General features: G+C 29.5%; 19 protein-coding genes and 2 pseudogenes. 15 read left to right on the top strand and 6 right to left on the bottom strand.

Going from position 1 to position 26398, the window contains the following annotated elements; genetic code table 11:
* Positions 1-235: 235 nt before the first annotated feature.
* Positions 236-934, bottom strand: a complete 699-nt coding sequence (locus DWX74_RS04730) for an HAD hydrolase-like protein (protein ID WP_118548943.1) — start codon at positions 932-934, stop codon at positions 236-238.
* Positions 935-1132: 198 nt separating this feature from the next.
* On the opposite strand from DWX74_RS04730, the gene DWX74_RS04725 reads away from it, so the two are divergent.
* Positions 1133-1384, top strand: a complete 252-nt coding sequence (locus DWX74_RS04725; RefSeq protein ID WP_118548942.1) for a kinase to dihydroxyacetone kinase — start codon at positions 1133-1135, stop codon at positions 1382-1384.
* 46 nt (positions 1385-1430) lie between these two features.
* On the opposite strand, the gene DWX74_RS04720 is transcribed toward DWX74_RS04725, so the two are convergent.
* Together DWX74_RS04720 and DWX74_RS04715 are read right to left on the bottom strand one after the other, a co-directional pair.
* Positions 1431-1940 carry a hypothetical protein gene (locus tag DWX74_RS04720; RefSeq protein ID WP_118548941.1) on the bottom strand — a complete coding sequence of 170 codons (510 nt, stop codon included), beginning with the start codon at positions 1938-1940 and terminating at the stop codon, positions 1431-1433.
* A 13-nt stretch (positions 1941-1953) separates the two neighbouring features.
* Positions 1954-3057, bottom strand: coding sequence for an AAA family ATPase (locus DWX74_RS04715; RefSeq protein WP_118548940.1), 1104 nt, complete (start codon positions 3055-3057; stop codon positions 1954-1956).
* Positions 3058-3347: 290 nt separating this feature from the next.
* On the opposite strand from DWX74_RS04715, the gene DWX74_RS04710 reads away from it, so the two are divergent.
* From DWX74_RS04710 to DWX74_RS04690, 5 genes are all read left to right on the top strand, one after another.
* A complete protein-coding gene (locus DWX74_RS04710; protein ID WP_158573238.1) occupies positions 3348-3641 on the top strand; it encodes an AAA family ATPase in 294 nt (97 codons plus the stop codon).
* Positions 3642-3867: 226 nt separating this feature from the next.
* The gene (locus DWX74_RS04705; RefSeq protein ID WP_118548938.1) at positions 3868-5373 is read left to right on the top strand and encodes a type I restriction-modification system subunit M; all 1506 of its coding nucleotides are present in this window, start codon (positions 3868-3870) and stop codon (positions 5371-5373) included.
* Positions 5363-6571: a restriction endonuclease subunit S gene (locus DWX74_RS04700; protein WP_118548937.1), complete on the top strand. Its 1209-nt coding sequence runs from the start codon at positions 5363-5365 to the stop codon at positions 6569-6571. Before DWX74_RS04705 ends, DWX74_RS04700 begins: the two co-directional genes overlap by 11 nt.
* A gap of 105 nt (positions 6572-6676) precedes the next feature.
* Positions 6677-7657, top strand: coding sequence for a site-specific tyrosine recombinase/integron integrase (xerA, locus tag DWX74_RS04695; protein ID WP_118548936.1), 981 nt, complete (start codon positions 6677-6679; stop codon positions 7655-7657).
* A gap of 10 nt (positions 7658-7667) precedes the next feature.
* Positions 7668-8228 (top strand): restriction endonuclease subunit S, encoded by a 561-nt coding sequence (locus DWX74_RS04690; RefSeq protein ID WP_118548935.1) that lies wholly within the window; start codon positions 7668-7670, stop codon positions 8226-8228.
* Here the strand turns inward: DWX74_RS04690 and DWX74_RS04685 are convergent.
* Positions 8225-8767 (bottom strand): restriction endonuclease subunit S, encoded by a 543-nt coding sequence (locus tag DWX74_RS04685; RefSeq protein ID WP_286164206.1) that lies wholly within the window; start codon positions 8765-8767, stop codon positions 8225-8227. The genes DWX74_RS04690 and DWX74_RS04685 overlap by 4 nt on opposite strands.
* 126 nt (positions 8768-8893) lie before the next feature.
* Here DWX74_RS04685 and DWX74_RS04680 point away from each other — a divergent pair.
* The 4 genes and pseudogenes from DWX74_RS04680 to DWX74_RS04665 form a co-directional block, all read left to right on the top strand.
* A pseudogene (locus DWX74_RS04680) lies at positions 8894-11947 on the top strand (type I restriction endonuclease subunit R); the annotation flags it as partial.
* A gap of 141 nt (positions 11948-12088) precedes the next feature.
* Entirely contained in the window at positions 12089-13804 is a 1716-nt protein-coding gene (locus DWX74_RS04675) for an AAA family ATPase (protein WP_118548932.1), read from the top strand.
* A gap of 21 nt (positions 13805-13825) precedes the next feature.
* The gene (gene mcrC / locus DWX74_RS04670) at positions 13826-14878 is read left to right on the top strand and encodes a 5-methylcytosine-specific restriction endonuclease system specificity protein McrC (RefSeq protein WP_118548931.1); all 1053 of its coding nucleotides are present in this window, start codon (positions 13826-13828) and stop codon (positions 14876-14878) included.
* Complete coding sequence (locus DWX74_RS04665; protein ID WP_118548930.1) at positions 14871-15023, top strand: toxin-antitoxin system antitoxin subunit; 153 nt, start codon at positions 14871-14873, stop codon at positions 15021-15023. The genes mcrC and DWX74_RS04665 overlap by 8 nt, the downstream gene beginning before the upstream one ends.
* A 79-nt stretch (positions 15024-15102) precedes the next feature.
* On the opposite strand, the gene DWX74_RS04660 is transcribed toward DWX74_RS04665, so the two are convergent.
* Positions 15103-15603 (bottom strand): type III toxin-antitoxin system ToxN/AbiQ family toxin, encoded by a 501-nt coding sequence (locus tag DWX74_RS04660; protein WP_118548929.1) that lies wholly within the window; start codon positions 15601-15603, stop codon positions 15103-15105.
* Between the two features lie 510 nt (positions 15604-16113).
* Between DWX74_RS04660 and DWX74_RS04655 the strand changes: the two genes are divergently transcribed.
* The 4 genes and pseudogenes from DWX74_RS04655 (at position 16114) to DWX74_RS04640 (ending at position 24042) form a co-directional block, all read left to right on the top strand.
* Positions 16114-20193: a hypothetical protein gene (locus DWX74_RS04655; protein ID WP_118548928.1), complete on the top strand. Its 4080-nt coding sequence runs from the start codon at positions 16114-16116 to the stop codon at positions 20191-20193.
* On the top strand, positions 20177-22222 hold the full coding sequence (locus DWX74_RS04650) for a hypothetical protein (protein WP_118548927.1): 2046 nt from the start codon (positions 20177-20179) through the stop codon (positions 22220-22222). Before DWX74_RS04655 ends, DWX74_RS04650 begins: the two co-directional genes overlap by 17 nt.
* Positions 22223-22275: 53 nt before the next feature.
* A pseudogene (locus DWX74_RS04645) lies at positions 22276-22440 on the top strand ((2Fe-2S)-binding protein); the annotation flags it as partial.
* A gap of 981 nt (positions 22441-23421) precedes the next feature.
* A complete protein-coding gene (locus DWX74_RS04640) occupies positions 23422-24042 on the top strand; it encodes a flavin reductase family protein (protein WP_286164205.1) in 621 nt (206 codons plus the stop codon).
* Between the two features lie 267 nt (positions 24043-24309).
* Here DWX74_RS04640 and DWX74_RS04635 read toward each other — a convergent pair whose 3' ends face one another.
* The gene (locus tag DWX74_RS04635; RefSeq protein ID WP_118548925.1) at positions 24310-24996 is read right to left on the bottom strand and encodes a hypothetical protein; all 687 of its coding nucleotides are present in this window, start codon (positions 24994-24996) and stop codon (positions 24310-24312) included.
* Positions 24997-25148: 152 nt separating this feature from the next.
* On the opposite strand from DWX74_RS04635, the gene DWX74_RS04630 reads away from it, so the two are divergent.
* Positions 25149-26333, top strand: coding sequence for a tyrosine-type recombinase/integrase (locus DWX74_RS04630; protein WP_118548924.1), 1185 nt, complete (start codon positions 25149-25151; stop codon positions 26331-26333).
* Positions 26334-26398: the final 65 nt, after the last annotated feature.

Genomic DNA, 26398 nt, shown 5'->3' with positions numbered 1-26398 from the left:
TGAGATAGTTTTTTTACTATCTCACAAAGTTCAACAAATTGGGACCCCATCAAGTTCTGCAGATTGTTGAGATTTAATTATATACTTACAAAAAATCTATTCAAAAGGGATGCCTGTAGAAAAATAATTTACGCCACTCCCATTTTTATATTTGCTAAAATGAAACAAGTAAGTAAATTAGTTACTTGTTTTTTATTATGTTAACAATAATTATTATCTCATTATACTTATACTATTAGTTGTTTAGTAAGTAGTCTAGTAGCTCATCTACTGTGTTGACTATTTTGTGTGGGTTTTCGTTTGTTAGTTCTTCTATTGTTCCGTATCCATAAGATACTGCTACACAAGGTATTCCAAATTGTCTGGCTCCTAGGATGTCGTGTTTTTTGTCGCCTACCATTATTATGTTTTCTGTGTTTATAGTTTTTTCTGTTGCGATATTATTTGCATCGTTATTTGAGCAATTTATTCTTCCAAGTCTTTTTAGTGTTTCTTCAATTACTTCAGCTTTGTCAGTTCTTTTTTCGCTCATTGTTGCTCCGACAACTTCATCAAAATACTGTTCAATTTCGAAATGTTCTAGTATTTGTTTTACAAATTTTTCTGGTTTTGATGATGATACTGCAAGTGTGTAGTTGTTATCTTTTAGAGTTTTTAGCATTTTTTCTACGTTTGGATATAGCTCGTTTTCAAATATTCCAACTGTTGTGTATCTTTCTCTGTAGTATGCAACTGCCTGTTCTGCTTCTTCTTTTGAAATGTTTAGGTACTCCATGAACTGAGTTATCAGTGGTGGTCCTATGAAGATTTCTAGTTTTTTTAGATCGTTTTCTGGGTGTCCCATTTTTTCAAGTGCGTGTTGTACGCATTTTGTAATTCCTATTCCAGATGCTGTTAGTGTACCATCTAGGTCGAATAATATTGTTTTTTCCATATTTTAATACCTCGTTTTTATTTTAGTCGTTTTATTTTTTATTTTCTTATTAAATATATCATATAATGAATTATATAATTTATAAAGTTTTATTTACGCATAATTAACCTACAATTGATGTTTTATATTTTTTAGGTTTAATTCTTTAAATCTGGGTATTATTTTAGTATCAATATTTTGAAAGGTAGGAGAATAGAGATGTTAGAGTATAGATATGATACGCAGCTTTTGATTGATGGTGAAGGTCTTGATGAGGATGCGATAAATGAGTATTTTGAGAGTAATTTTGATGGTGATTGTTTGTTAGCAGTTGGGAATGAGGATATGATTAAGATTCATTTCCATACTAATGAGCCATGGAAGGTGCTTGAGTATTGTTCGACACTTGGTGAGATTTATGATATTGTTGTCGAGGATATGGATAGACAGGCGAGAGGATTAAGAGGATAAAAGAAGGGAAGAAGTGTTGTAAATGTCTACATCACTTCTTCCTTATTTATTTTTTGATTTTTTTAGATTTATTTTCTATAGTTTTAAAATCTCCTTTTGGATTCTGATTCCATAGTAAATCTATATCAAATTTTCTTTTTTCTAAAGTAGATTTTAATCTTATTGGAGTAAATTTACAAAAATCTCTTTTAAAATCTTTTGCTGATTTTGAGCTTGTTAACTCAATTATCTTTTTAATATTACATGATCTAATTAACTCATCTTCAAAATTTAATACTTGCGGAATACATATTACATCTTTTATTATAGAAGACTTATTGAGTATATTTATATTTTTTAGTAGAATATCCGTCTTTTGTACATCTGTGTCAAATATTAAAATTACTATAGAACCTGGCTTAATATCAATAAGATTGCTATTTTTTATTAAATCTTGAATTACATTAAATTTTTTGACACTGCCTGATTCTATTAATTTCATTTCTGATTTCAATGTATTTACCAAAAGTTTTTCGGTTTCTCCTTCTACAAAATATATAAATCTCTCTTTTGTCATTAATATTACCTCCCTAGTCTAATAAAGTGTAGAGGTTATCTAGGTCTGGAGAAGATAAAAATAAATCATTTTCAGCTGCTAATTTTAGTGAATCAGTGTTTCTTTTTAGGTAATCTGATGGATAAACACATTCTATCACATAATCATCGTCGACTTTATACTTCTTCAAGAAAGTAAATGAATGTTTTGGAAGATTCATATCCAATATATCTGTGTTGTGTGTTGTGAAAAATAACTGTTGATTCTGAGGAAGTCTAGATATCATTATATTGAGAATAGCTTTTTCAACTTCACTATGTACGAACGAAAACTTCTCATCACAATAATAAAATCCACATTTTCCCTCAATTATTTCAGCTAAAAAATTAGCGATTGCAATTCCTGAAGCAGTACCACTTGAAATTATGTTTTTCTTAACTATTTCACCATCTTGTACCAAAATTTTCTTGTTTCCTAGAGAAATTATATACGAGTTTTCAACATCTTCAATTTTTTCTATTCCTTTTATTGAAGGATCTAGAGCTTTTAATACTGTTTCTAAAATTTTAAAGTATTCTTCACTTAAAGGAGCTTGATGAAATTTTTCGTCATTGGCATATATAAAGAACCAACCAAAGAAGCTGACTTTATCAAGTTCTTCAAGATATCCATAATCTGCTGATTCAATTAATTTATCTAGCTTTTTGGAGCATATTTCATAATTATCCCTTTTATTTATATTAACCGATGCAACTTTTATCTTTACGTTATCTTCAGTATATAGATTATCCCTCTCAGGTAATATTCTTGCCAAAAGTCTATATAATTTATTCTCATTAATTATAAAATCTAGAGAAATACTAGCTTCTTTTGAGTTGTCGTTTATACAATCAGTAAGAGCTACAATTTCTTTGCGAGATATAAAGTTAAATGAAGACATTAGAATTCTTCCAAGAGAAGTTTTTCCTGTTGCATTTGCTCCTAAAATTATATTTACTTTTTTGTATCTAAAGTTTGGTCTATCCTGTAGATGCTCTGGGTTAATCAGAGAGTCTACTATTTTTTTAGGGTAAGACATGTTGATGTGAAAGTTATTAAATGCAAAAAAGTTATCTATTTTTAAATCCATTACTATCATGGCTGCACCTCCTTTTATGTATATTATTTCGTATTTTACGAATTAATATACTTTTATGATACGTTTTTTGTAGGAAAATAGCAATGATTATTAGAAATTTTATTTATGATATAAATATGTTGATGATTTTAAATGTATAGAACGCATAAAAAACGGTTGCTTTAATTATGACGCTCCTGGTCGTGAACAGATGAAATTTTTAAAAAATATTATATTTGAAAATAATGCTTACTTATATCATAAAGGTCATCTAAGCAATAAATTAAATGATTTGACTGAAATATAGTGTATTGATATTAGATGAACCAGATATATATCTTCATCCAGAGTGGCAGCTATTGTTTGCCGAGTTAATAGTTCTTGTAAATAAGTATTTGAATACTCATTTTTTGATAAATACTCATAGTCCATATTTTTTAAATGCTATTGAGGTTTATGCTAGCAAGTATAATATTGTTGAGCCTAAGTATTATTTAGCAAAGGTAGATGGTAATGTTTATGATGTTACTGATAATATTGAGGAAGTTTATGCTGAGTTAGCTAGACCATTTCAGATTTTAGAGGATGAGATGTATAAAGAGTAAAAGTTAGATATCGCTGATAAAGAGCACTTTAATCTTAAGAAATAGATTAAGGTGCTTTTTTGTTACAAATTATATCAATATTTTGTATATTATTATTTCTATTTGTATATAATGTATTTTATTATGAATTTATATATATTATAATGGAATTAAATCTATTATTTAGATTAATAAATTAAAAATTTAATTGATAAAATAAAAAAATTTTGTAAAGGAGATATCACAAATGGCAAAAGCTAATAATGCTAATATAGGTTTTGAAAAACAAATTTGGGATGCAGCTTGTATACTTTGGGGACACATTCCTGCTGCAGAATATAGAAATGTCATAATAGGATTAATCTTTTTAAGATATATATCTAATGCTTTCGAAAAAAAATATAATGAATTAGTTGAAGAAGGTCTAGGATTTGAAGATGATCCAGACGAATATTTAGCAGAAAATATCTTTTTCGTGCCAGAAGAAGCACGTTGGAGCAAAATAGCAGCTGCTGCACATACTCCAGAAATAGGAAAAGTAATAGACAATGCAATGCGTGCTATAGAAGCAGATAATAAAAGATTAAAAAATGTACTACCTAAAAACTTTGGTACACCAGACTTAGACAAAACAGTTTTAGGAGAAGTAGTTGATTTATTTACTAACTTAGATATGGATGAAACAGAACATAATAAAGATATACTAGGGAGAACTTATGAGTATTGTTTAGCTCAGTTTGCAGAAAAAGAAGGTAAAGGTGGAGGAGAATTCTATACTCCATCAAGTATAGTTAATACAATAGTTTCTATATTAAAACCTTTTGATAATTGTCGTGTTTATGACCCAGCTTGTGGTTCTGGTGGAATGTTTGTACAGAGTGCGGACTTTATAGAAGCACATTCAGGTAATCGTAGCCATATGTCTATATACGGACAGGAAGCAAACTCAGATACTTGGAAAATGGCAATAATGAATCTTACAATAAGAGGAATAGATGCTGACCTTGGACCTCATCATGCAGATACATTTACAAATGACTTACATCCAAGATTAAAAGCAGACTTTATCATGGCAAATCCTCCATTTAACTATAGCCCATGGGGACAGGGTAAATTACAGGATGATAAACGTTGGAAATATGGACTTCCTCCTGCTGGAAATGCCAACTTTGCATGGATACAGCATATGATTCATCATCTAGCACCAAATGGGAAAATAGGTCTAGTTTTAGCAAATGGTGCACTTTCTTCTCAGACATCAGGTGAAGGAGAAATACGTAAGAAAATAATTCAGGATGATTTAGTTGAAGGTATAATAGCACTACCACCGCAGCTGTTCTATAGCGTTACAATACCAGCAACTCTTTGGTTTATAACAAAGAATAAGAAACAGAAAGGAAAAACGCTATTTATAGATGCTCGTAATTTAGGGCATATGGTGGATCGTAAGCATAGAGATTTTTCACAGGAAGATATTCAGAAATTGACAGATACTTTTGAAGCATTCCAGAATGGAGAGTTAGAAGAAGTAAAGGGATTCTGCGCTATAGCTGATTTAGATGAGATAGAAAAACAGGACTTTATTCTAACTCCAGGTAGATATGTAGGTATAGAAGAACAAGAAGATGATGGAGAGCCTTTTGAAGAGAAGATGGCAAGATTGACATCAGAGCTTTCTGATTTGTTTGCTGAATCTCATAAGCTTGAGGAGGAAATTCGTAAAAATCTGGGGGCGATTGGTTATGAAGTGTAAGTTAAGTGATATTTGCTCGTTTAGAAAAGGAAAAATAGAAACCAAAGAATTAAATGAAAAAAATTATATATCTACTGAAAATATGATTCCTAATAAACAAGGTATAACAAATGCTTCATCCTTACCAAAAGTTAGAACTGTAAATGAATTTAAAAAGGGTGATGTACTTGTTTCCAACATAAGACCATATTTTAAGAAAATTTGGATAGCAGAATATGATGGTGGTTGTTCAAATGATATTTTGGTATTTAAAGCTAATAAAGGTATTAATAATTATTTTTTATACTACCTTATATCTGATGATGCTTTCTTTGAGTATGCAACAGTAACAGCTAAAGGTACAAAAATGCCAAGAGGTGATAAGTCATCTATAATGTCGTTTGAAGTTCCAGACTTTGATATGGGGAAACAATTAAAAATAGCATCTATATTAAAATCTATTGATGATAAAATAAAAATTAATAACAAGATAAACAATAATTTAGAGCAGCAAGCAGTTCTTTTGTTCAAAGAGTGGTTCACGGACTTTGTTAATACTTCAAGTAATCTGATTGAAACGCAGTTTGGGTTAATACCTGATACATTCAGATTACTTAAAAACGGTGAGTTGCCAATAGTTGTAACTGACTATGTTGCAAACGGTAGTTTTGCATCGCTAAAGGCTAATGTGACTTTATATCAAGAACCTAACTACGCTTACTTTATACGCAATACAGATTTAAAATCTGGTTCATTTAAAGTATTTGTAGATGAAAATTCTTATAGATTTCTTTCAAAGTCAACACTTTACGGAGGAGAAATAATTATTTCAAATGTTGGCGATGTGGGAAGCGTATTCTTGTGTCCAAAACTAAATAAACCAATGACACTTGGTAACAATGTAATTATGCTTCGTCCTGAACAAGATAATTTGAAATACTATCTCTATGTTTGGTTCAAATGGCTGTACGGTCAATCGCTAATTCAAGGTATTAAGGGTGGCTCTGCTCAACCTAAGTTTAATAAGACTGACTTTAAGAACCTACCGATTTTTTTGCCTACTGACGATTTGTTGGAACAATTTCAACAGATGGTTAAGCCTATATTTGAACTAATAGAGAAAAATAATGAAGAAAATCAAGCTTTAATAGTTACACGAGATACGCTTTTACCTAAACTTATATCTGGCGAGTTTGACATCTCTGACATCGAACTTTAAGCCGCTAAATTATTGTTTGACTTGAATAAACCTCCAACAACGGCGGAGATATAAAAATAAAAGAACAGCCGTTGCTTGTCGTTCTCTAAAAAAGGAGAATTGACAATGAAAGAGAACTTAATAAAAGATATAATACAGGAAATGTTAGCATTTCTTAATAATGCACAGATAGAAAAACTACAAGAAGTGCTGCAATTTACAATGTTTAATTATGAAGTAACAAGTTTAAAAAATGATGACAAATCAGAACAGAACTATATAGAGTTGTTTTTAGCAGCTAAAAAGATAGAGGGCTGTTCTGATAAGTCGCTAAAATACTATAAATCTACTATAGAAGCTATGGCAGAAAGTATAGGAAAAGATATAAAACATATAAAAACAGAAGATATTAGAACTTATTTAACTAAATATCAAGAAACAAAAAATACGAGCCGAGTAACTATTGATAATATAAGAAGAATTTTGTCTAGCTTCTTTTCTTGGCTTGAAGATGAGGACTATATATTAAAAAGTCCAGTTAGAAGGATTCATAAAATAAAAACAGCTACCAATATAAAAGAAACCTATTCTGATGAAGATCTTGAGATAATGAGGGATAATTGTACAGAAATAAGGGACTTGGCAATTATTGATATGCTTGCATCTACAGGGATGCGTATTGGCGAGATGGTTTTATTAAATAGACAAGATATTAATTTTAATGAAAGAGAGTGCGTCGTATTTGGTAAAGGGGATAAAGAAAGGATTGTCTACTTTGATGCTAGAACAAAAATACATTTATTAAATTATTTGGAAAGTAGAGAGGATGACAATCCAGCTTTATTTGTATCTTTAAAATCACCAAATAGAAGAATGAGCATTGGTGGAATAGAGGTTAGATTACGTAATTTTGGTAAAAAATTAGGGCTAAAGAAGGTACATCCACATAAATTTAGACGTACTTTAGCAACAATGGCTATAGATAAAGGAATGCCTATTGAGCAGTTACAACAGCTACTTGGGCATAAAAGAATAGATACAACATTGCAATATGCAATGGTTAAACAAAGCAATGTAAAAATTGCTCATAGAAAATATATAGGATAGGAGGCATAAAATGAAATCTTGGAAAAAAGTTACAATAGAAGAGTGCGTAGATATTTTAGGTGATGGATTACATGGTACACCCAAATATACTAAAGATGGTGAATATGCTTTTATTAACGGAAATAATTTTGTTGATGGAAAAATATTCATTAAACCTGATACAAAAAAAGTTGATTTTTTAGAATTTGAGAAATATAAAAAATCATTAAATGATAGAACTATATTTGTTTCAATAAATGGAACTTTAGGTAGAGTAGCTACATATAATAATGAAAAAATAGTTTTAGGTAAAAGTGCTTGTTACTTTAATGTAAAAAATCAGATTAATAAAGACTTTATTTTTTATGTCGTGTCTTCAAATAAATTTAAAAGATATATGGAAATACATGCAACTGGAACAACTATAAAGAATTTCTCCTTAAAGCAAATGAGAAATTATTCTTTTTTACTACCTGATATAGAAACTCAAAATAAAATTGCAACTATTTTAAAAACTATAGATTCTAAAATAGAAAATAATAATAAAATAAACAATAATTTACAGAATTTAAATGTATGTTTGATAAATTAAATATTTATATTAGATATGTCAAGCTCTCCCGATATTAATTTTGACAATAAAAATTCTTTAATATACTTTAAAATACAATTTTCGTTATAATTATTACGAATTATAGAATCTATAGGAGATATTATTTTTTCAAATTGTTCTATAATTTCATCTGGTGGAATGATGATTGGCATATTATTTAAAGAAATTTTATTAATAGAACCAAAAACAGTACCATTAGCATTAAAAATATCTAGTTCTTTTTTTAAATGGCACATTGTGTAATGTATAAATGATTGTTGTTTTGATTTTGAACGAATTGCTGCAAGTCCACGACCTATGCAACAATCTGTGTGTGCTATATTAAGTTCTCCAACTGGAGCACGTACACTTATTAGAGTATCATTTATGCAAGCAATTTTTTTGGGTTCTGTTGTATAAAGTCTCACTTGTGGGAATCTATCTCCAAACTCTGCTTTACCTTGAAAGAAAATTGTACCAATACCATTTTCATTATAACTACTACCTTTTGGAGATTGCCCCATTGTTATATCAGCAATATCACTTAAAATACCTCTTTTGTATTTTAGTGAATTGTTATCAATACATAGTTTGTTATAAATTGAAACAGCTTGATTTTCTAAATTATTGTTTAGAGTATAACAAAAAAGAAAGGAGGAATAATTATGTCAACTACATACTCAGAAGCAAACTACGAAAACTCTATAATCGAACTTTTCCAAAACGAATTAGAGTACGAATACGTATATGGACCAGAAATAGATGACAGGGACTACAAAAGTCCTCTATACGAAGAAGAACTAGAAAATGCCATATACAGAATAAACAAAGATCTGCCATCTGCAGCCATTGAAGATGCCTTAGACAAACTAAGAAACTTCGAAAATGCAGAACTAATACAAAAAAACGAAACCTTTATGAATTACCTACAGAACGGAATAGAAGTAAGGTATTTTGAAAAAGGTGAAGAAAAATCTGAAATAGTATATATTGTAGACTATGAAAAAATACACAACAACTCATTTATAATTGCTAATCAGTGGACTTTTATTGAAAATAGCAACAAAAGACCAGATATAATCATATTCTTAAATGGTCTTCCTGTTGTAATAATGGAACTAAAATCTCCTTCTCGTGAAGAAACAGATTTTTCTGATGCATATAGACAATTACAGAACTACAAAAAGGAAATTCCTTCAATATTTATATACAATACCCTTTGTGTGATAAGTGATCAGCTTACAAGCAGAGCAGGTACAATAACATCTGGAGAAGACCGTTTTATGGAATGGAAAACAAAAGATGGAAACTATGAAAATACTCAATATGCTCAGTTTGATACATTTTTTGAGGGTATTTTTGAAAAAGAAAGATTCCTAGATATTATAAAGAACTTTGTATGCTTTTCAAAAGAAGGATTAAACTCATTCAAAATTTTAGCTGGATATCATCAGTATTTTGCTGTAAATAAAGCTATTGAATCGACTAAAAAAGCTGTTTGCACTGATGGTAAAGGTGGAGTTTTCTGGCATACACAAGGTAGTGGAAAGTCATTGTCTATGGTATTTTATGCTCATTTACTGCAGAAAGCACTTGAAAGCCCTACAATAGTTGTTCTTACAGATAGAAATGATTTAGATGATCAGTTATATAGCCAATTTATGAAATGTAAAGAGTTTTTAAGACAAGAGCCTATTCATGCAAAAAACAGAGAGCATTTAAAGAATTGGCTTGATGGTCGTAAAGCAAACGGAATTATATTTACTACTATGCAAAAATTTGAAGAATCATTTGAATGTTTATCTGATAGAAGAAATATAATTGTTATGGCAGATGAAGCTCATAGAGGTCAGTATGGTCTTGCTGAAAAAATAAAAATGACTAAAAATGAAGATGGAGAAGAAGTAGCGAAGAAAGTTGTAGGTACAGCTCGTATTATAAGAAATAGCTTGCCTAATGCCACATATATCGGATTTACAGGAACACCAATATCTTCAAAAGATAGAAGTACAAGAGAAGTATTCGGTGATTATATAGATATTTATGATATGACACAGGCTGTTGAGGATGGTGCTACTCGTCCAGTTTATTATGAAAGTAGGGTTTTAAAATTAAACCTTGATAAAGAAGTTTTAGAATTAATAGATGCTGAGTACGATTTAATGGCTCAAAATGCTGATGAAGAAGTTATAGATAAAAGTAAAAAAGACCTTGGAAAAATGGAAGCTATATTAGGAAATGAAAAAACAATAGATTCTTTGGTATCTGATATTTTAGACCATTACGAAAACAACAGAGAAAATCTATTAACAGGAAAGGCAATGATTGTTGCATACTCAAGACCTATAGCTATGAAAATATATGAAAAAATACTGCAGCTACGTCCAGGTTGGAGTGAAAAAGTTGCTGTTGTAATGACTTCTGGCAATAATGATCCAGAAGATTGGAGAGATATTATAGGTAATAAACGGTATAAAAATGAGTTAGCTAATAAATTTAAAGACAATAACAGTCCACTAAAAATAGCTATAGTTGTAGATATGTGGCTTACAGGATTTGATGTCCCATCTCTTGCAACGATGTACGTGTATAAGCCTATGTCTGGTCATAACCTAATGCAGGCAATAGCACGTGTAAATAGAGTGTTTAGAGATAAAGAAGGTGGATTGATAGTAGATTATGTAGGAATTGCAACTGCACTGAAGCAGGCTATGAATGACTACACGACTAGAGATAAGAAAAATTATGGAGATACTGATGTATCTAAAGTTGCATATCCTAAGTTCTTAGAAAAACTATCTATTTGTAAGGATATATTCTATGGATATGACTATTCTAAGTTTATGGATGGCTCTGACCTTGAAAGAGCTAAAACTATAAGCGGTGCTGTAAACTTTATCTTTGATGTAGAAAAACAAGAAGAAAAAAATGCATTTTTAAAAGAAGCTTTAATGCTTCGTCAAGCTCTATCTCTTTGTTCATCAATAGTTGAAGAAAAATCGAGAATGGAAGCAGCTTTCTTTGAATCTGTGAGAGTTTTAATAAATAGATTAACTGATACGGGAGCCGGTAAAAAAATTCCTTTATCAGATATGAATGCTCGTATTAACGAATTATTAAAACATAGCATAAAGAGTGAAGGAGTAATCAATCTTTTCTCAGATATCAAAGAAGAATTTTCTATATTCGATTCAAACTTTTTAGAAGAAGTTTCTAAAATGAAGGAAAAGAATTTAGCTGTGGAATTATTGAAAAAATTAATCGCAGAACAGGTTTCTGTATATAGAAGAACTAATATTGTTAAGTCTGAAAAATTCAGTGATATACTTCAACGTTCATTAAATTCATATCTAAATGGAATGCTTACAAATGAGCAGGTTATAGAGGAAATGCTAAACCTAGCAAAACAGATTGTTGAAGCTCATAATGAAGGAAATGAACTTGGTTTAACTGATGAAGAATTAGCCTTCTATGATGCTTTAACAAAACCTAGAGTAAAAAAAGACTTAAAAGAGCATAAAGAGTTAATAGAACTTACTAAAGAACTTACAGAAACTTTAAAGAAAAATAAGACTATCGACTGGCAAAAAAGAGAATCTGCTAGATCAAGCATGAAAAGATCTATTAAAAGATTATTAAAAAAATATGATTATCCTCCAGAAGGTTGGGACGATGCTACACAGATAGTTATACAGCAATGTGAACTTTGGGCTGACAATATAATGGAAGCTTAAACTTTATGGATAATAGAACTATAAATGTGTTTTGATAAAAAGAGACTTTTAAAAGGTCTCTTTTTTTATTGCTTATCATTCATCAAAATAGTAACATAAAAATATAACAAACTTTAGGAGGTCATCATGAAAACATATCCAACTTGGCCTAACTTCTACATGGAATTTGCCAACACACTACTAAAATATAAAAATAACCGAAAAGAACTCATAGAAAAAATCAAACGAGTATACTATACAAACAACATCTCTCTTCCAACACTAGAAAAAGACAGAAACATAATAGACATAGATCCATTCACAGTATTTGGACTATTTAACAAACAAATCAGCTTACGGAACAGAATCCGTATAATTGAAGGCTTAGCAAAAGAATTCTCAATATCTGTAAAAACTCCAGACTCGTTTGGAGGAATTCCTTTCTTAAACAATCTTAGCGCAGTATTTTACAGATTTATAGGTGAGAGAGGGAAGTCGGACATCCAGAATCTTTGGAATGTGTTTGAAGCAGCTCTTGAATATGCAGATACTCATTCAGAAAAGAGCAGAGAAGAGTTTATAAATTATTACAATATTGCATTAACACAAAAGGGAATTAAATGGAATTTGACTATGGGGTTATTCTGGATTAGACCTTTTGAATATATAAATTTAGACTCTATAAATCGTTGGTATTTATCAAATCCGAATAACATACCAGAAGAATTTATAAATAAAGCAAATAATTTTAAATTCGTATTCTCTGGAGAAGACTATTTAAGTTTATGCAGCGATTGCAGGAAAATTTTGGAAAATGGAGATTATAGCTATAATAATTTTCCTGAACTATCAAGGGTTGCATTTGCACTGGCTGAAGAGATAAATGCAGAAAAGAAAAGATTAGAAGATGAGGATAGAGAAGAACATAAACATCCATTAAATGATGATAGTCAAGAATATAATAATCAATATACTGTTTCAGAAAACTTAGAAAGCAATTCTACAGCTAAAAATATATATACTGAATCAGATTTTCTTGATGAAGTCTATTTAGACGAAGAAAAATACTACATTCTAAAAAATCTTCTTCTATACAAGAAAAATATCATTCTTCAAGGACCTCCAGGAGTGGGAAAGACCTTTGCAGCTAAAAAACTTGCATACTCAATAATTGGAGAAAAGAATAAAGATAGAGTAATGACTATCCAATTCCACCAAAACTACAGCTACGAAGACTTTATGATGGGATTTAGACCTAATGAATGTGGATTTGAGCTTAAAAAAGGACCTTTCTACAACTTATGTAAAAAAGCAGAACAAGATCCTAATAACAACTATTTCTTTATAATTGATGAAATTAACAGAGGAAATCTGAGCAAAATATTTGGTGAGTTGTTTATGCTTATGGAAAATGATAAAAGAGGAACTGAGATAAAGCTACTTTATTCTGATGAGATGTTTTCAATTCCTAAAAATCTATACATTATTGGAATGATGAATACTGCAGATAGAAGTCTTGCTATTATAGACTACGCTCTGAGAAGAAGGTTTGCTTTCTTTGAATTTGAGCCTGCTTTTGACTCTGATGGATTTAAGAAGTATCTTGAAGAAAAGAATAATGATAAGCTATGCAAAGTTATAGAAATGATTAAAAAACTTAATAATGATATAAGAAATGATGAATCTCTTGGAAAGGATTTCTGTATAGGACATAGTTTCTTCTGCTTTGATGATGATATTGACGATTACTTATTAAAATCTGTAGTAGATTATGAGATAATTCCTCTATTAAATGAATATTGGTATGATGAAATTGATAAGGTTGAAGAGTGGAGCTATTTACTTCATGAAGCGATAAAATAATATAATTACTGGTGAAATAAAATGATAAAAATACAAAATATATATTACATGTTAGCCTATGCATTTCAAATTCTAAAAAGTGATGCCTACTCATTTTGTGAAACTGAAGAATTTGAAAATGCAGCAGATTTATTAGCAGCTATTTTAGAAAAGGGAGTTTCTATTCAGATAAAGAAGCGAGGATTAAAAAGAGATTATATAGAATCCACAGAAGTTTCTAATTATATAAAAGGAAAGATTGATGTGTCGGAGTCTATTAAGAATCAAACAATCATAAATCGCCAATTAATTTGTAATTTCGATAATTTTTCAATGGATTGCTATGCAAATAGGATTTTAAAAACAACTATACAATTACTTATTAAATCAGATATTAAGTCACATAGAAAAAAGTCTTTGAAAAATCTTTTATTGTATTTTAAGGATGTTCAAAGTTTAGATATTAAGATCATTAAAAGAATAAACTGGAATATGAGATTTAACAAGAATAATCAAAGCTATCAAATGCTTATTTCTATATGCTATCTAGTTCTCAATGGACTTATTCAAACGACTACAGAAGGCTCTACAAAGCTTTTAAACTTCCTTGATGAGCAGAGTATGAGTAGGCTTTATGAAAAGTTTATTCTTGAATATTATAAAAAGCATTATCCCGAGCTAAAACCTGCTGCATCTTATGTAAATTGGGCTTTAGATGAGGGGATGGATAACTTGCTTCCTATTATGAAAACAGATATAACTTTAACTTATGGTAACAAGGTTTTGATTATAGATGCTAAGTATTATAGTCATACAACACAAGTAAGGTTTGATAAGAATACTATTCATTCTAATAATTTGTACCAGATTTTTACTTATGTGAAGAACAAGGCTTGTAGCGGAAAGAATGTGTCTGGTATGCTTTTGTATGCTAGGACTGATGAGTTGATTCAGCCTGAGAGCAGCTATGTTATGATTGGGAATAGGATAGATGTGAGAACTTTGAACCTTGATTGTGATTTTGAAGTGATTAGAAGGCAGCTGAACGGGATAATAGAGGAGTTTTTTAATAATAGAGGTGATTTGAGTGTCTAAAGATGAGAATAAAGAACAAGCTAAGTACAACATTACAACAGAGCTTGCTATGGAGGAAGCAAGGAAAATAATAAACGGAGAAATAGAAGCAAAGTCGTATGAATCAATAAATGAAATATTAAATGCATTTAACATGGAAGACTAAAGTTTTAGAAGTAATACTTTTATATCAAATGCAAATGGGCTGTAAATTAACTTCAGTTAATACAACAGCCCATAATATATTAATCTTTATTATAATTTTTAGCATACACTTCCAATAATTTAAAATCAAAACACCTTTTAGAAATCATATTATCTGGATAATTATATTTTAATTCGTATATATACTTAGCTTTTGACTCAATATCCATTTTATTTATAGCTTTTAGTTCTTTCTTTAATAACGATATATAATTATTTTTTTTAATTTCATTTTCTATATCTAGCTCTTTATAGTTAAGTTCTTTTAATAGTTTTTTTGGAATAGGAAACATATAATTTAGATTTATCACAGCAAGAAGTCTTTTTTCGTCAAATACTTTTAAAAAATCTTTTGAGCTTTTCATTTTATAGTGTCTTTCTTTTGGATGAGAAACCTGTGTTATATACACCAATTCTCCAACTTCAAATAATGCTCCAAAAAAAGGTTTATATTTTTCTTTTCCATAATCTGTTCTTGGAACCCTAGATTCTTTGTTTCTTAAATAATTTAAAAATTCATCGTCTGGAATATACCATTTCATTTTAATTCTCCTCACATAATATAATTACACAAAAAATCCCTTATCAAGTATACAGACAAGGGATTCGTTTTACTATTAATACAGTTTTGGTTGGATCTGCAAACCTACTATTAATGTGATTTTGATTGGATTCACAAACCTACTATTAATGCAGTTTTGATTGGATCTGCAAACCTACTATTATTTCTATAATTAGAATACCATAATATTCTATAATAGTCAATATATCCTACTTTTCATATCTTTATACTTTACCTAAATACTTTAACCATTAAACTAAATTCTCCTACCCCCCTTAAAAACACAACCCTCCTCTTACCAACACTTATCCACAATTTTTTTTATTTCACAATAAAATCTATATCAAACTTGTATAAATTCCACCTAAAAATTTCGTATTTTCAAAATAGTAAAAAAATAGCCATTGATTTTTAAAAATTCCGTCTGTATAATTTGGGCTGTAATATAAAAAACACTTTTAATTACAAAATTTTATAATGGAGGTGCAACATGTTAGCTAAATACAAAATAGCTAATACTTTGAGAATTATCTCAGAGCCAAAAAACGGAATAACAATTATTCCAAATCCCACAGGAAGTGGAAAATCTTACGAAACAGCTATATTTATAGCGTGGATGCTGATAAATAGCGGACGAAAAATAATCTTCGTCACTACAAGAATTGCTCATCTAAATCTCGTAGAAAGCGACATAGCTTATCACCTAAAAGAAATGGGAGAACAAGATAAGATTGATAAAGTAGTACAAATAAAGTCATTTGTTAACTGTATCAAACAAAGTTTTCTAAGATTATCAGATGATATAGAAAGGATAGCGAATAGAAATAAAGATTTAAAAGAAGTATTTACTGTTTTAAGAAGTGAGCTTATTAGATTAGAAGTTGAAACAAAAAACTCTAAAAATAATCAGGATTCAAACAAGGCTGTCATCAAAAGTATAAATGAGCATATATCTAACTTAGAGCCTAAGTTTAGAAACTTATTGTCAGAGGAATTTGCTAAAAGCTACAATCATAACAATTTAGACCAAAAAGGAAATTGTATAACCAGCTATGATTATATGATGAATAGCGAAGAATGGAAATTCATAGCAGAATTATACCCATCTTCGCAGCATTCTCAAAAACAGGTATTTATAATGACTAGTGCTAAGTTTTTAGAAAAAGACGATCCTATAATCTCAAAAAGATATGATTTTATAAAGGGAGAACACTTAAAAGACGCAATAGTCATAATAGATGAGGTTGACGCTGTTAAGAATGATTTTCTTAGGAAAATTCTATCAAATGACCTAAAAAAGAATATTGTAGACATATTTAAAGTAATTTATAGAACTTTTGAAAATATTGACGAAATGGACCCAGATACCATAGAGGTTTCTAAGTCTATAGGCAAGATAAAGGCTATTTCAAATAGAAGCAAAGAAATAAAGGAAAAATACTTCCCTAGCAAATGGGTAGTCAGACTCTTTGAAAAGGATGATAATGGTGAATTTCAGGAAGCTAATGTTATTGATAAGCTGATGAATTTCTATAGTGTGGATAATTACTTTGATACAACTAGAAAATACGTGTACATTCCTTTCACTGATGATAGAAATGATCCGGATAACATTACACAGTGCAATATCATAATATCTGAAAATTACTTAGACGAGGATACAAAATCCAAAATAACTATGTATAATATCGCGGATTTTATAAAGGAAGTTAACCAGTTTATTAACAGAACATTCTTTGATTTACGTACTATCTCTAATAGATATATGGAAAATGAAAACAAAAGAAATGAATTAAATCTAGATAAAGAAACTCTTTGGATAGACGAAACAAGAGCAATTTCAACTCTTTTAACACAGCTTAGTTTCAGTGAAAAAAATGTAAATTATTTAGTTGGAAAGATTGTAAGTGCTACAGATTTCAAGAACTTTAAAGAAGCTCTTAAACCAAACAATCCTGACACACCTATTGGTAGTGATGTTTATGATAGAGGACTTTGTTACACAAGTATTACTCAAAATTATAACTCTAGACATTCATATACTTTGGATAATTACGAAATAATGTACACTCCAGAGCTTATTTTGGCTTATGTAGCATCGAGAGCTCATGTAATAGGTATCTCCGCAACACCAGAAAACCCTGGTATACAAAACTTTTTCTGGAGTTTTATAAAGAAAAAACTAAATAACCTTCATATAAAAGATACTGAAGTCTATGATGAAAGACCTGCTATTCATAAATTACAAAATGATTTCTTAAATCTTCTTAAAGAAGACTATTCGGAAAAGACTTCTGGATATTTTGATAAAAAAGGAAATATCAAGATAGATACTTTTATTAAAGGAATAGATTTTGGTAAGGATAACTTTGATCCAGAAAAGAACTTTGCCATGCTGCTAACTGGTAAAAGTGATATTACTAGGTCTGATATTAGAGCTTTAACTAATGACCCAGAACTTAGCGATATAGACGAATTTATAAAGACTATGAAATCTTTAAAAGAGGGTTATCTTTCAGATGATAAGATTGGTAGCAAGCTCTATAATTATTCTAGGCTCATGAAGGTATGTTTTTATATACAGTCTATACTACTTAAATTTAAAGATAAGAATTTTTCAAAAGCAGCCATTTCTAATGGAATTATTATGACTAACAAGTTAATTGATATTTCTACAGATAGCAATGAGATTTTTTCTCTTAAAAATCTAAAGCTAGCTACAGCTTGTATTTGTTCAAATGTATTTAATGTCAGTACAAAGGAAGCAAAGAAAATGGCAAATTCAATGTTTATCATAATAAAAGCTGATGATTTAAACTCTGGTAAAGCTGAGGAAAAATTCGATTTTGTAAGAGATAGAATTTTAGATAATAAGCCAATATTTATGCTGACTAGTTATCTAAGTGTAAGTAGGGGAAATAACCTTCAGATTAATATAGGTAAGGACGAGGTACAAAACAGATTAGATTCCGGAGAACTTCTTCCTGTAAATAATTGGCCTATAAGCGGACATGTTGATTGGGATAGCATATATATGGAAAAGCCATCTCATGTCGTACCTGATTTAAAGAATGAGTTATCATTATTTGATGAAAATAACGATATTATAACTAGTAGGTTAAGACTTTTCCTTACAGTTGAAGAACTATTTGCCAGAGGTGATATAAATAAACAGAAGAAAAATGCTATTTTAAAAGAGGTATTCGATTATCTTGAAAGTGGATATGCTGAAAAGTTAAATGCACGTTTAAAAGATTATAATGATATTTATCGTCTATTTAGTGTAAAGACCGATTATACAACAATAGTTTATCAGACTATGGGTAGAATAGTTAGAACAAGTGTTAAAAAGCCTTGTAACGCTATTTTCTATGACGTTGATATGTTAGAACACATCATTACAGACACAGATAAATTAAAGCTTCCTATTATCACAAATGAATTTGATAGATTTTTATCTCATGTAAAACAAGAAGTATCGAATATTTTTAAAAGCTCTCTTGAAAATAGCAATTTAGAGTTTAGAAGAAAGAATAGAGATGTTTATCTAGCAATTAATGATATTTTAACTGCTGGAAATGGAGACTTTGGATGGAATAAGGACTTACAGCAGCTTTGGGAATTCTTAAGAGAAACTGTTTTAAAATATCCTGTAATTTCTAAAAAGGAATTGAAAAAAGTGCAGGAAGAATATAACTCTTTAAAATTTGTCTCTCAACTGAAATTAAACATTGAAGATTTATACTTAGACTTTAAGAAAACGTCAAAGGATGATGTTAAGTACTTCTATGCACCATATTCAAGCGATCCTTTTGGTTCAAAAACTAATAAATATTTTAATGATTTTGAAGACGTTATAATTCACTCAAAGTTATCTAATAATAGACCAAATAGACTTTTAAAGTTTGAGGTTTCTTTAGAAGATTGTAGACTTTCTAAGCTACTTAAAAATGAAATAGTCAAAGAACATTGGACTAAAAATAATTTTAATTCTAATTGGAAACTTAAAAAAGGCGATCGATTCTACGGCGTGATTTCCCCTATTGTATATAACAATATCTATAAAGGTGCGATTGGAGAAGAAATTGCAAAAGCACTATTTGTAGCTAATGGTATAGATGTAGAACTTATAACTGAGCCAAAATCATATGAAAAGTTTGACTTCTTAATTAAAAAAGACTATAAAAAGATTTACGTTGATGCTAAGAACTTCAGCGATTACAGTATGATTATGGACTTTGCTAATAAAGATTTACTGAAAAAAACTAAAGAAAAAGCTCGTATGTTGGATGCTGATGCAGTTATTTTGGTTAACTTGATTGATGAATACGGAAAAAGAAATCCTGTTGAGTTTTCAGTAGATAAAAATAGCGCTGATGATGAAGATTTAAGTAAGCCAATTAAATTTATCTCTTTCCCGGGTATATTCTATATGAATATTTCAAATCATTTAGATTTAAGTTTAGATAGAGAAGGGAAGACTGTTTTCTACAAGATTAAGGAAATAATTAATAAATTAGTTACAGATGATGTTAAGCAGGAGGTTTGTTTTGATGAAGAAGAAAGATAGTTTTTTAGATAAGTATTTTAAAGACTATGCAGAGTCTGATTTTTATTTAAATGAGATAGATTATAATCTTTTTGATGCAGATAAGTTTAATGAAAGGTTTAAGATAGTCAAAATAACTTATAATAAGTTAGATGATAAAGGTAATCCTAAGTATCTTTCTTTTAAGTCTAGGTTATTTGCAGATCTTCTTGATAAGGAGAAGATTCTTTCAGTTAGTTATGTTGGAGGATGTTCTGTTTTTATTTTGTTAAATAGAAAGTCTGAGTTTGACTGGTATGATTTAGCTGATTACTTGGAAGAAAGAGATTCTAATTTTGAAAGAGAGTATTATTCTTATGAGTTTGTAGAGGTTAAGCCTATGGATGTGTATCATAAGATGCAACTTTTAAATGAGAGAAGGGTAGCTGCTAATAAGAAAGCTTTTTGTTGTTATGATGATATAGAGAATAGAAGGTTGATGGACACTGTTTATAGGTTGTTACTTAATGCTCTTGCAAGAAAGAAGGGATCTGAGTTTGATGATGGTGTGTCTAATGTCGATGGGCAGCTTTATTTATATGTTGATAGAGATCATACATATATAAGAACTCTTAATGTAACCGCTAAAGATGGATTATTAGATTTTAAGGTTGTTACTTTTAAAAAGTATGAGCCTAAAAAGGATAATGTAAATGAAGAAGATGATAACACAGATGAAAATACTGATAAGGAAAATTCAGATAAATCAAAGAAACCTTTAGATAAGTATAAACTTATATTGGGGACAAATGATTCAGTAAAATTAGAACGTTGCTTTGAGCCTTTTGATAAATCTGATAAGATATTTATTCAGAAATCTAAGCCAAATAGCAGACATGTTGTTTATTTTGATAATCTTAGCTTTAAACAAAAGAAGGCTAATAAGATAGAGATTATACATAATTTGATAGAAGATTTTAATTACGAATATGATGGAATTGCAAAACTTGGATTTGTAAAAAGAAAATCAAAATTTAAAAAAATCACAAAAAATACTGATTCTAAAAAAGATGCTTCTTTAGACTACCAGACTTTAAAATCTATAAATATTGTTGCTTTGGATGACGTAATTCTTGAAGAAAAGGATGTTGAAGTTTTTCTAGAAAATCTAAGAAATCCAGATTTTAATTTAGATGTTTCTGATATTTCTAGAGATTTTAGTTTTGATAATCCCAATATAGTAATTATAAATGATGCACAGTATTATACTGATAATAAGAAAAAGGATATAAAGCTAGATATCCCAGATGGAGTTCTTCATCAATGTGTAACTGTTAAAAATATAGGAAAATCAGGGGATTCTATTACTAGGAAATTATTGAGTGAGCTCTACATAAAAAAGGAACTTTTTAATCATAAGATTTTTAAATGGAATTTTGGAGAATGTGAGTTTTATCTAGGTATTAAGGTCAAAGTAGGGAAAGAAGAGTATAAAAGTATACATGCTCTTATGAAAATTGATGCAGCTGGCCATTTTGAAATTATAGATGATGAATCCAAAATTGACAAAATATACACTCTTTCTCTTGGAAAATTTAAGAAAACAGGTAATATTTGCATTGTGAAAAAAGACGATAAATTAAATGAAATAGAGGAAATGGACTACATTCTTATGCCTCAAAGGGTAGCTATGGAAAAAGCAATCCATTATGCACTTGATAAAAAAAATTCTCTTAGAAGTAAAGATAGAAAGTTTTTAAATGATAAAGAAGCCTACCCTTATCAAGACAAGTTAGTCTTTATGATAAACGATGATATACATTATTCTGTTGGAAAACCTGAGTCTTCACTACGGTTTGATTTAGATAAATTAAACAGAGTTTATAGAATCATTTCTTTAAATGGTACATTGGATACGGATTCAAGATATATTCTTGAAATAATTGATATGTTGGATAATTGTCATGTGAGAAGTAATAACGCTGAAAGTGTTAGACCTTATCCATTCAAGCATATCCTAGAATATCTTAGAATGAAATACCCCGATATTAAGGATAAAATTAGATTCTAATAACCCTTTTGGCAGCTGTTGACTATATGTTATAATAATCATATAAATACAGTATGGAGGTTACTATGGATAACGAAATCATTTGCTATTGTTCTAATGTGACAAAAGCGGACATCATACAAGCTTTAGATAATGGAGCAAAAACTCTTAAAGACATACAAATTTCCACTGGAGCATGTACAAAAGGAATGTGTAAAGAGTTAAATCCAAAAGGAAAATGATGCTCAAAGGACATAATGCAAGTTATTGCAGATTATAATAAAAGTATATAAAAAGTTATACTTATAAAAATGAACATTTTAAAAGAGTAGAGCAGCCAATAACAAGGTTGCTCTCTTTTTATGCAGCTTACCATAACAAAACACTATAAATCCACATAAAAAATGCCTGGTCTTTACTCATCAATCTGTAAAGATCCAGGCTATTTTCGATTACAATTTTCCGTATACATTTATTTTTCCTCTTCATTTCTCGGATTAAACCGATTTTTTAATAAAAATATAACAACTATAATATCTAAAAAAACAAATTAAACAGCTTTAGCCATTAAATACATTGCTGGGAATATTATAAGAGCTGAACATATAACTTTTGCTGATAATGCTAACATTTTGGTACCTCCTTATGAATTAAATCTAATTTCTTATTTCATCTTACATATATATTATAACAAGTACTTTCAAAAAACGCAAGATTGTTTTTTGTAAATTTCATTTTTTGAATATTTAATAAAAAGAGCAAATTGTTTAGATACTGTATACAAGTTGTTTACCATTTGAAGTTAAAATATTCTTTATAAATGTTTAAATTTAAAGCTTTATATAGATTTAACAAAAAATATAATTCATCATAATTTCATAAATATATTCTAAAAAATCTCTTTTGAAATCTTTTATGTCATTTGTCAGAATATATCAGTTTTTTGAATAATCATTTCAAAATAATTTATTTAGTGAAAGAGAGGATTCATTTCTTGTCAATTTTTGAAAGTGCTTTGCAAAATATCCCATAATTTTATAACTTTCAAACAATTAAGAAATTAATTTTCAGATAGAATTATGGTAAACTTTATAATTGTTTTTATATATGTTATAAGTACATTAAATATAATTAAAAATTTCAAAATAATAAAAAGGAGTTCGTTTATTTTTATAGAAATAGAAATATAGTAATAAATTTATAACAAGGGGGAGTTTTATATGAGAAAAAATTTTGGTTCTAATCCTTTTATGTATCCAATGCCAGTACTTATAATAGGAAGTTATAATGAAGATGGTACAGCAAACGCAATGAATGCTGCTTGGGGCGGTATTTCAGCTCAGAATAAGATAACTATATGTGTTAGTCCTGGTCATAAGACAATGGAGAATATAAAGGCTAAGAAGGCATTTACAGTTAGTATGGCAGATGCAGATCATGTTGTTGAAGCTGATTTTGTAGGTGTTGTTTCTGGAAATAATGTAGACAACAAACTTGATAAAGCAGGACTTCATACTTATAAGAGCGAGCTTGTAGATGCACCTATAATAGAAGAGTTCCCATTTACTTTAGAGTGTAAGCTTATAAGCTATGACGACGATTCTAAGCTTTTATTTGGCGAAATAGTCAATGTATCTGCTGATGAAAAAATCATAGATGAAAATGGTAAGGTTGATTTAGCTAAATTCAGACCGATTACATTTGATCCTGTAGGACATGGATATCATGTAGTTGGCGAAAAAGTTGGAAATGCATTTTCTGATGGAAATAAACTAAAATATATTCATAATATAAAAAGGAGCTGTCTTATTGATAGCTCTTTTAAATTACACAAAAAATAAATCAAGGCCCTTAATTAGGACCTTGATCATCAAAACACAAAAATTAAAAAGAAAAAAGCAAGCAAAATGAAAAAACTTGGCTTTTATCTAACTTCATTATAACATTGAAATGTTTAAATCTCAATAAGAATATCAAGATAACATATTAAGATAATATATAGAAATACGACCTGAAAAGAGTGCTTTTTCTGTTATATCTAACTATTCATTAAATGTATATTTTCGGAATAGTTGAACAAGAAAGAAAATAAGACCTCTCTCAAGGCCTTATTCTAATCCTTCTTTTACAATTACATTATTAGATCCACAATGCTGACAAGAAAGTTCATTTTTTTCAACAGCATCAGAAATACATCCCTTATACACATACATAGGCGTATTACATTTTGGACAAATAAATTTACATTCATATTTACCATCAGCTGTTTCAACATGTGTGTAGAATCCTGGCTCATATCTATTGCAGCTTGGACATTTAAATAATGTATGTCCAAATCTTTTCCCTTCAAAAAGAACCCATTTTTCATTAAAGGCCTGCTCAATTAGCTCAGCATCTCCAGATTCTATTATATTCTTTAAGTCATTAAATCCTTCAACATATTTCCAGTAGAAAGTTTCTGCTACAAATTTAAACTTCGAATTCTTATTTGTTCTTTCTTTATCCTGTATTTCTATCTGTTCCGCCAAATCATCTAATTTCTTATTTAAGTACTTAGTCTTAAATGCTAAGTCGTATTTTGTTTCTAGGAAACAGTTGTAATTGTCGATATTTATCTCTGAATTAGTTTCTATATCATTCAAAAGTGATTTAAGCTGCTCGTGAGCTTTTTCTCCGTACTCATTTTTAAAAATATTGTCAAAGTCGCTAAAACTTTCTTTATTAGTATTAGTTCCGAAAAAACATGAAAAAGTCTTTCCACAGTCTTTGCAAATCATATCTTCAGTAAATCCCATAAATTCCTCCTTATTGTAATTGTTTAAAAATTAATTATTATTTAAAGTTAAATTATAACATAAAATAACTTAGTATTAAATTTTAAATGTTAAATTTTTCTTTCTTAATACTTTCATTTTCTATATAATTATAACCATAGGAGGTTTTACTTATGAAAATACACAACAAATCAAGCCGTCCTGACAACATAGTAATCAGGGACAACAAAAAAGTAGAAAAATGCCTCGAAATACAGTCACAGCTCCCAGACTTCATGAAGGATTACTTCATATACCTAAAAGGATCTGTTTCTGTATCAAGCAGGCTTGCGTATCTTGAGGATATCCTATTTTTCTGCCACTACCTTGTTGAAACGGCTGAACATACATCTGCAAAAATTACTCACGATATCACATTAAAAGAATTTTCTGAGCTTAAAGCCAGAGATATCAACCTATTCTTAGGTGAATATTGTAGTAGATATTATAAAGAAATTGGCAATACGACTATGGTATTTGAGAATAATAATCGTGCGCTTGCCAGAAAAAAATCATCTCTCTCTACTCTGTTTAAATTCCTTTATAGAAACGAGCAACTTAAAGAGAATATAACTGATGGTTTCAACCCAATAAAGCTCCCTAAACCGCAGCCAGACGCTATAAAAAGGCTTGAGATTGATGAAGTCGCAGTTATGCTAGATGCTGTAGAAACTGGTGAAGGACTTACAGAAAAGGAAAAAGTCTATTGGAAAAAGACTAAACTTAGGGACAAGGCAATTTTGGCACTATTTGTTACATATGGACTTAGATTAAATGAGCTTAGAGAGCTTAATATTTCTTCATTTAACTTCTCTCGTGGTGAGTTCACTATTTTTAGAAAAAGGGGCAAGGAAGTTTTAATGCCTATAAACAAAACTTGTGAGCACGTTGTATTAGATTACATCAATCACGAAAGACCTCATAGCGAGGACATTCCTGAAGAACACAGAGATGCATTGTTCTTATCTCTACAGAAAAAAAGGATGACAGAAAGAGCTATCACTTCTCTGGTTAAGAAGTACACTTCAATCTCTATGTGCACGACTAGAGATAAAGGATACAGCCCGCATAAACTAAGAGCAACTGCAGCGACTTCTCTAATCCAAAACGGATTTACAATATACGATGTTCAAAACTTACTTGATCACGACAATGTAACTACAACGCAGCTTTATGCAGCTCACAAAAAACACGTCAAACGAGATATAGTAAAGAACTTTGAATGGCTAGAAGGCGATAAAAATGACAACATAATAGATGAAGATTTTGAAAGCTTAATCGATGAAGAAAATGAAATAGATGATGACACTGAAAAATAAAAAACGAACACTTGCTCGACGAATAAATGTTTGTATCCTACCGTTAAATATGATATTATATAATT

Origin of the sequence: Peptoclostridium sp. AF21-18 (assembly GCF_003478825.1) — a bacterium.
Taxonomy (GTDB): Bacteria; Bacillota; Clostridia; order Peptostreptococcales; family Peptostreptococcaceae; genus Peptacetobacter.
This window is presented reverse-complemented; position numbering and strand designations above follow the sequence as displayed.

Coding starts and splice junctions, on each gene's coding strand:
- DWX74_RS04660 (WP_118548929.1), bottom strand. CDS start 15,603: ATGAAATGGTATATTCCAGACGATGAATTTTTAAATTATTTAAGAAAC.
- DWX74_RS04730 (WP_118548943.1), bottom strand. CDS start 934: ATGGAAAAAACAATATTATTCGACCTAGATGGTACACTAACAGCATCT.
- xerA (WP_118548936.1), top strand. CDS start 6,677: ATGAAAGAGAACTTAATAAAAGATATAATACAGGAAATGTTAGCATTT.
- DWX74_RS04640 (WP_286164205.1), top strand. CDS start 23,422: ATGAGAAAAAATTTTGGTTCTAATCCTTTTATGTATCCAATGCCAGTA.
- DWX74_RS04635 (WP_118548925.1), bottom strand. CDS start 24,996: ATGGGATTTACTGAAGATATGATTTGCAAAGACTGTGGAAAGACTTTT.
- DWX74_RS04705 (WP_118548938.1), top strand. CDS start 3,868: ATGGCAAAAGCTAATAATGCTAATATAGGTTTTGAAAAACAAATTTGG.
- DWX74_RS04655 (WP_118548928.1), top strand. CDS start 16,114: ATGTTAGCTAAATACAAAATAGCTAATACTTTGAGAATTATCTCAGAG.
- DWX74_RS04725 (WP_118548942.1), top strand. CDS start 1,133: ATGTTAGAGTATAGATATGATACGCAGCTTTTGATTGATGGTGAAGGT.
- DWX74_RS04650 (WP_118548927.1), top strand. CDS start 20,177: ATGAAGAAGAAAGATAGTTTTTTAGATAAGTATTTTAAAGACTATGCA.
- mcrC (WP_118548931.1), top strand. CDS start 13,826: ATGATAAAAATACAAAATATATATTACATGTTAGCCTATGCATTTCAA.
- DWX74_RS04715 (WP_118548940.1), bottom strand. CDS start 3,057: ATGATAGTAATGGATTTAAAAATAGATAACTTTTTTGCATTTAATAAC.
- DWX74_RS04690 (WP_118548935.1), top strand. CDS start 7,668: ATGAAATCTTGGAAAAAAGTTACAATAGAAGAGTGCGTAGATATTTTA.
- DWX74_RS04720 (WP_118548941.1), bottom strand. CDS start 1,940: ATGACAAAAGAGAGATTTATATATTTTGTAGAAGGAGAAACCGAAAAA.
- DWX74_RS04630 (WP_118548924.1), top strand. CDS start 25,149: ATGAAAATACACAACAAATCAAGCCGTCCTGACAACATAGTAATCAGG.
- DWX74_RS04700 (WP_118548937.1), top strand. CDS start 5,363: ATGAAGTGTAAGTTAAGTGATATTTGCTCGTTTAGAAAAGGAAAAATA.
- DWX74_RS04675 (WP_118548932.1), top strand. CDS start 12,089: ATGAAAACATATCCAACTTGGCCTAACTTCTACATGGAATTTGCCAAC.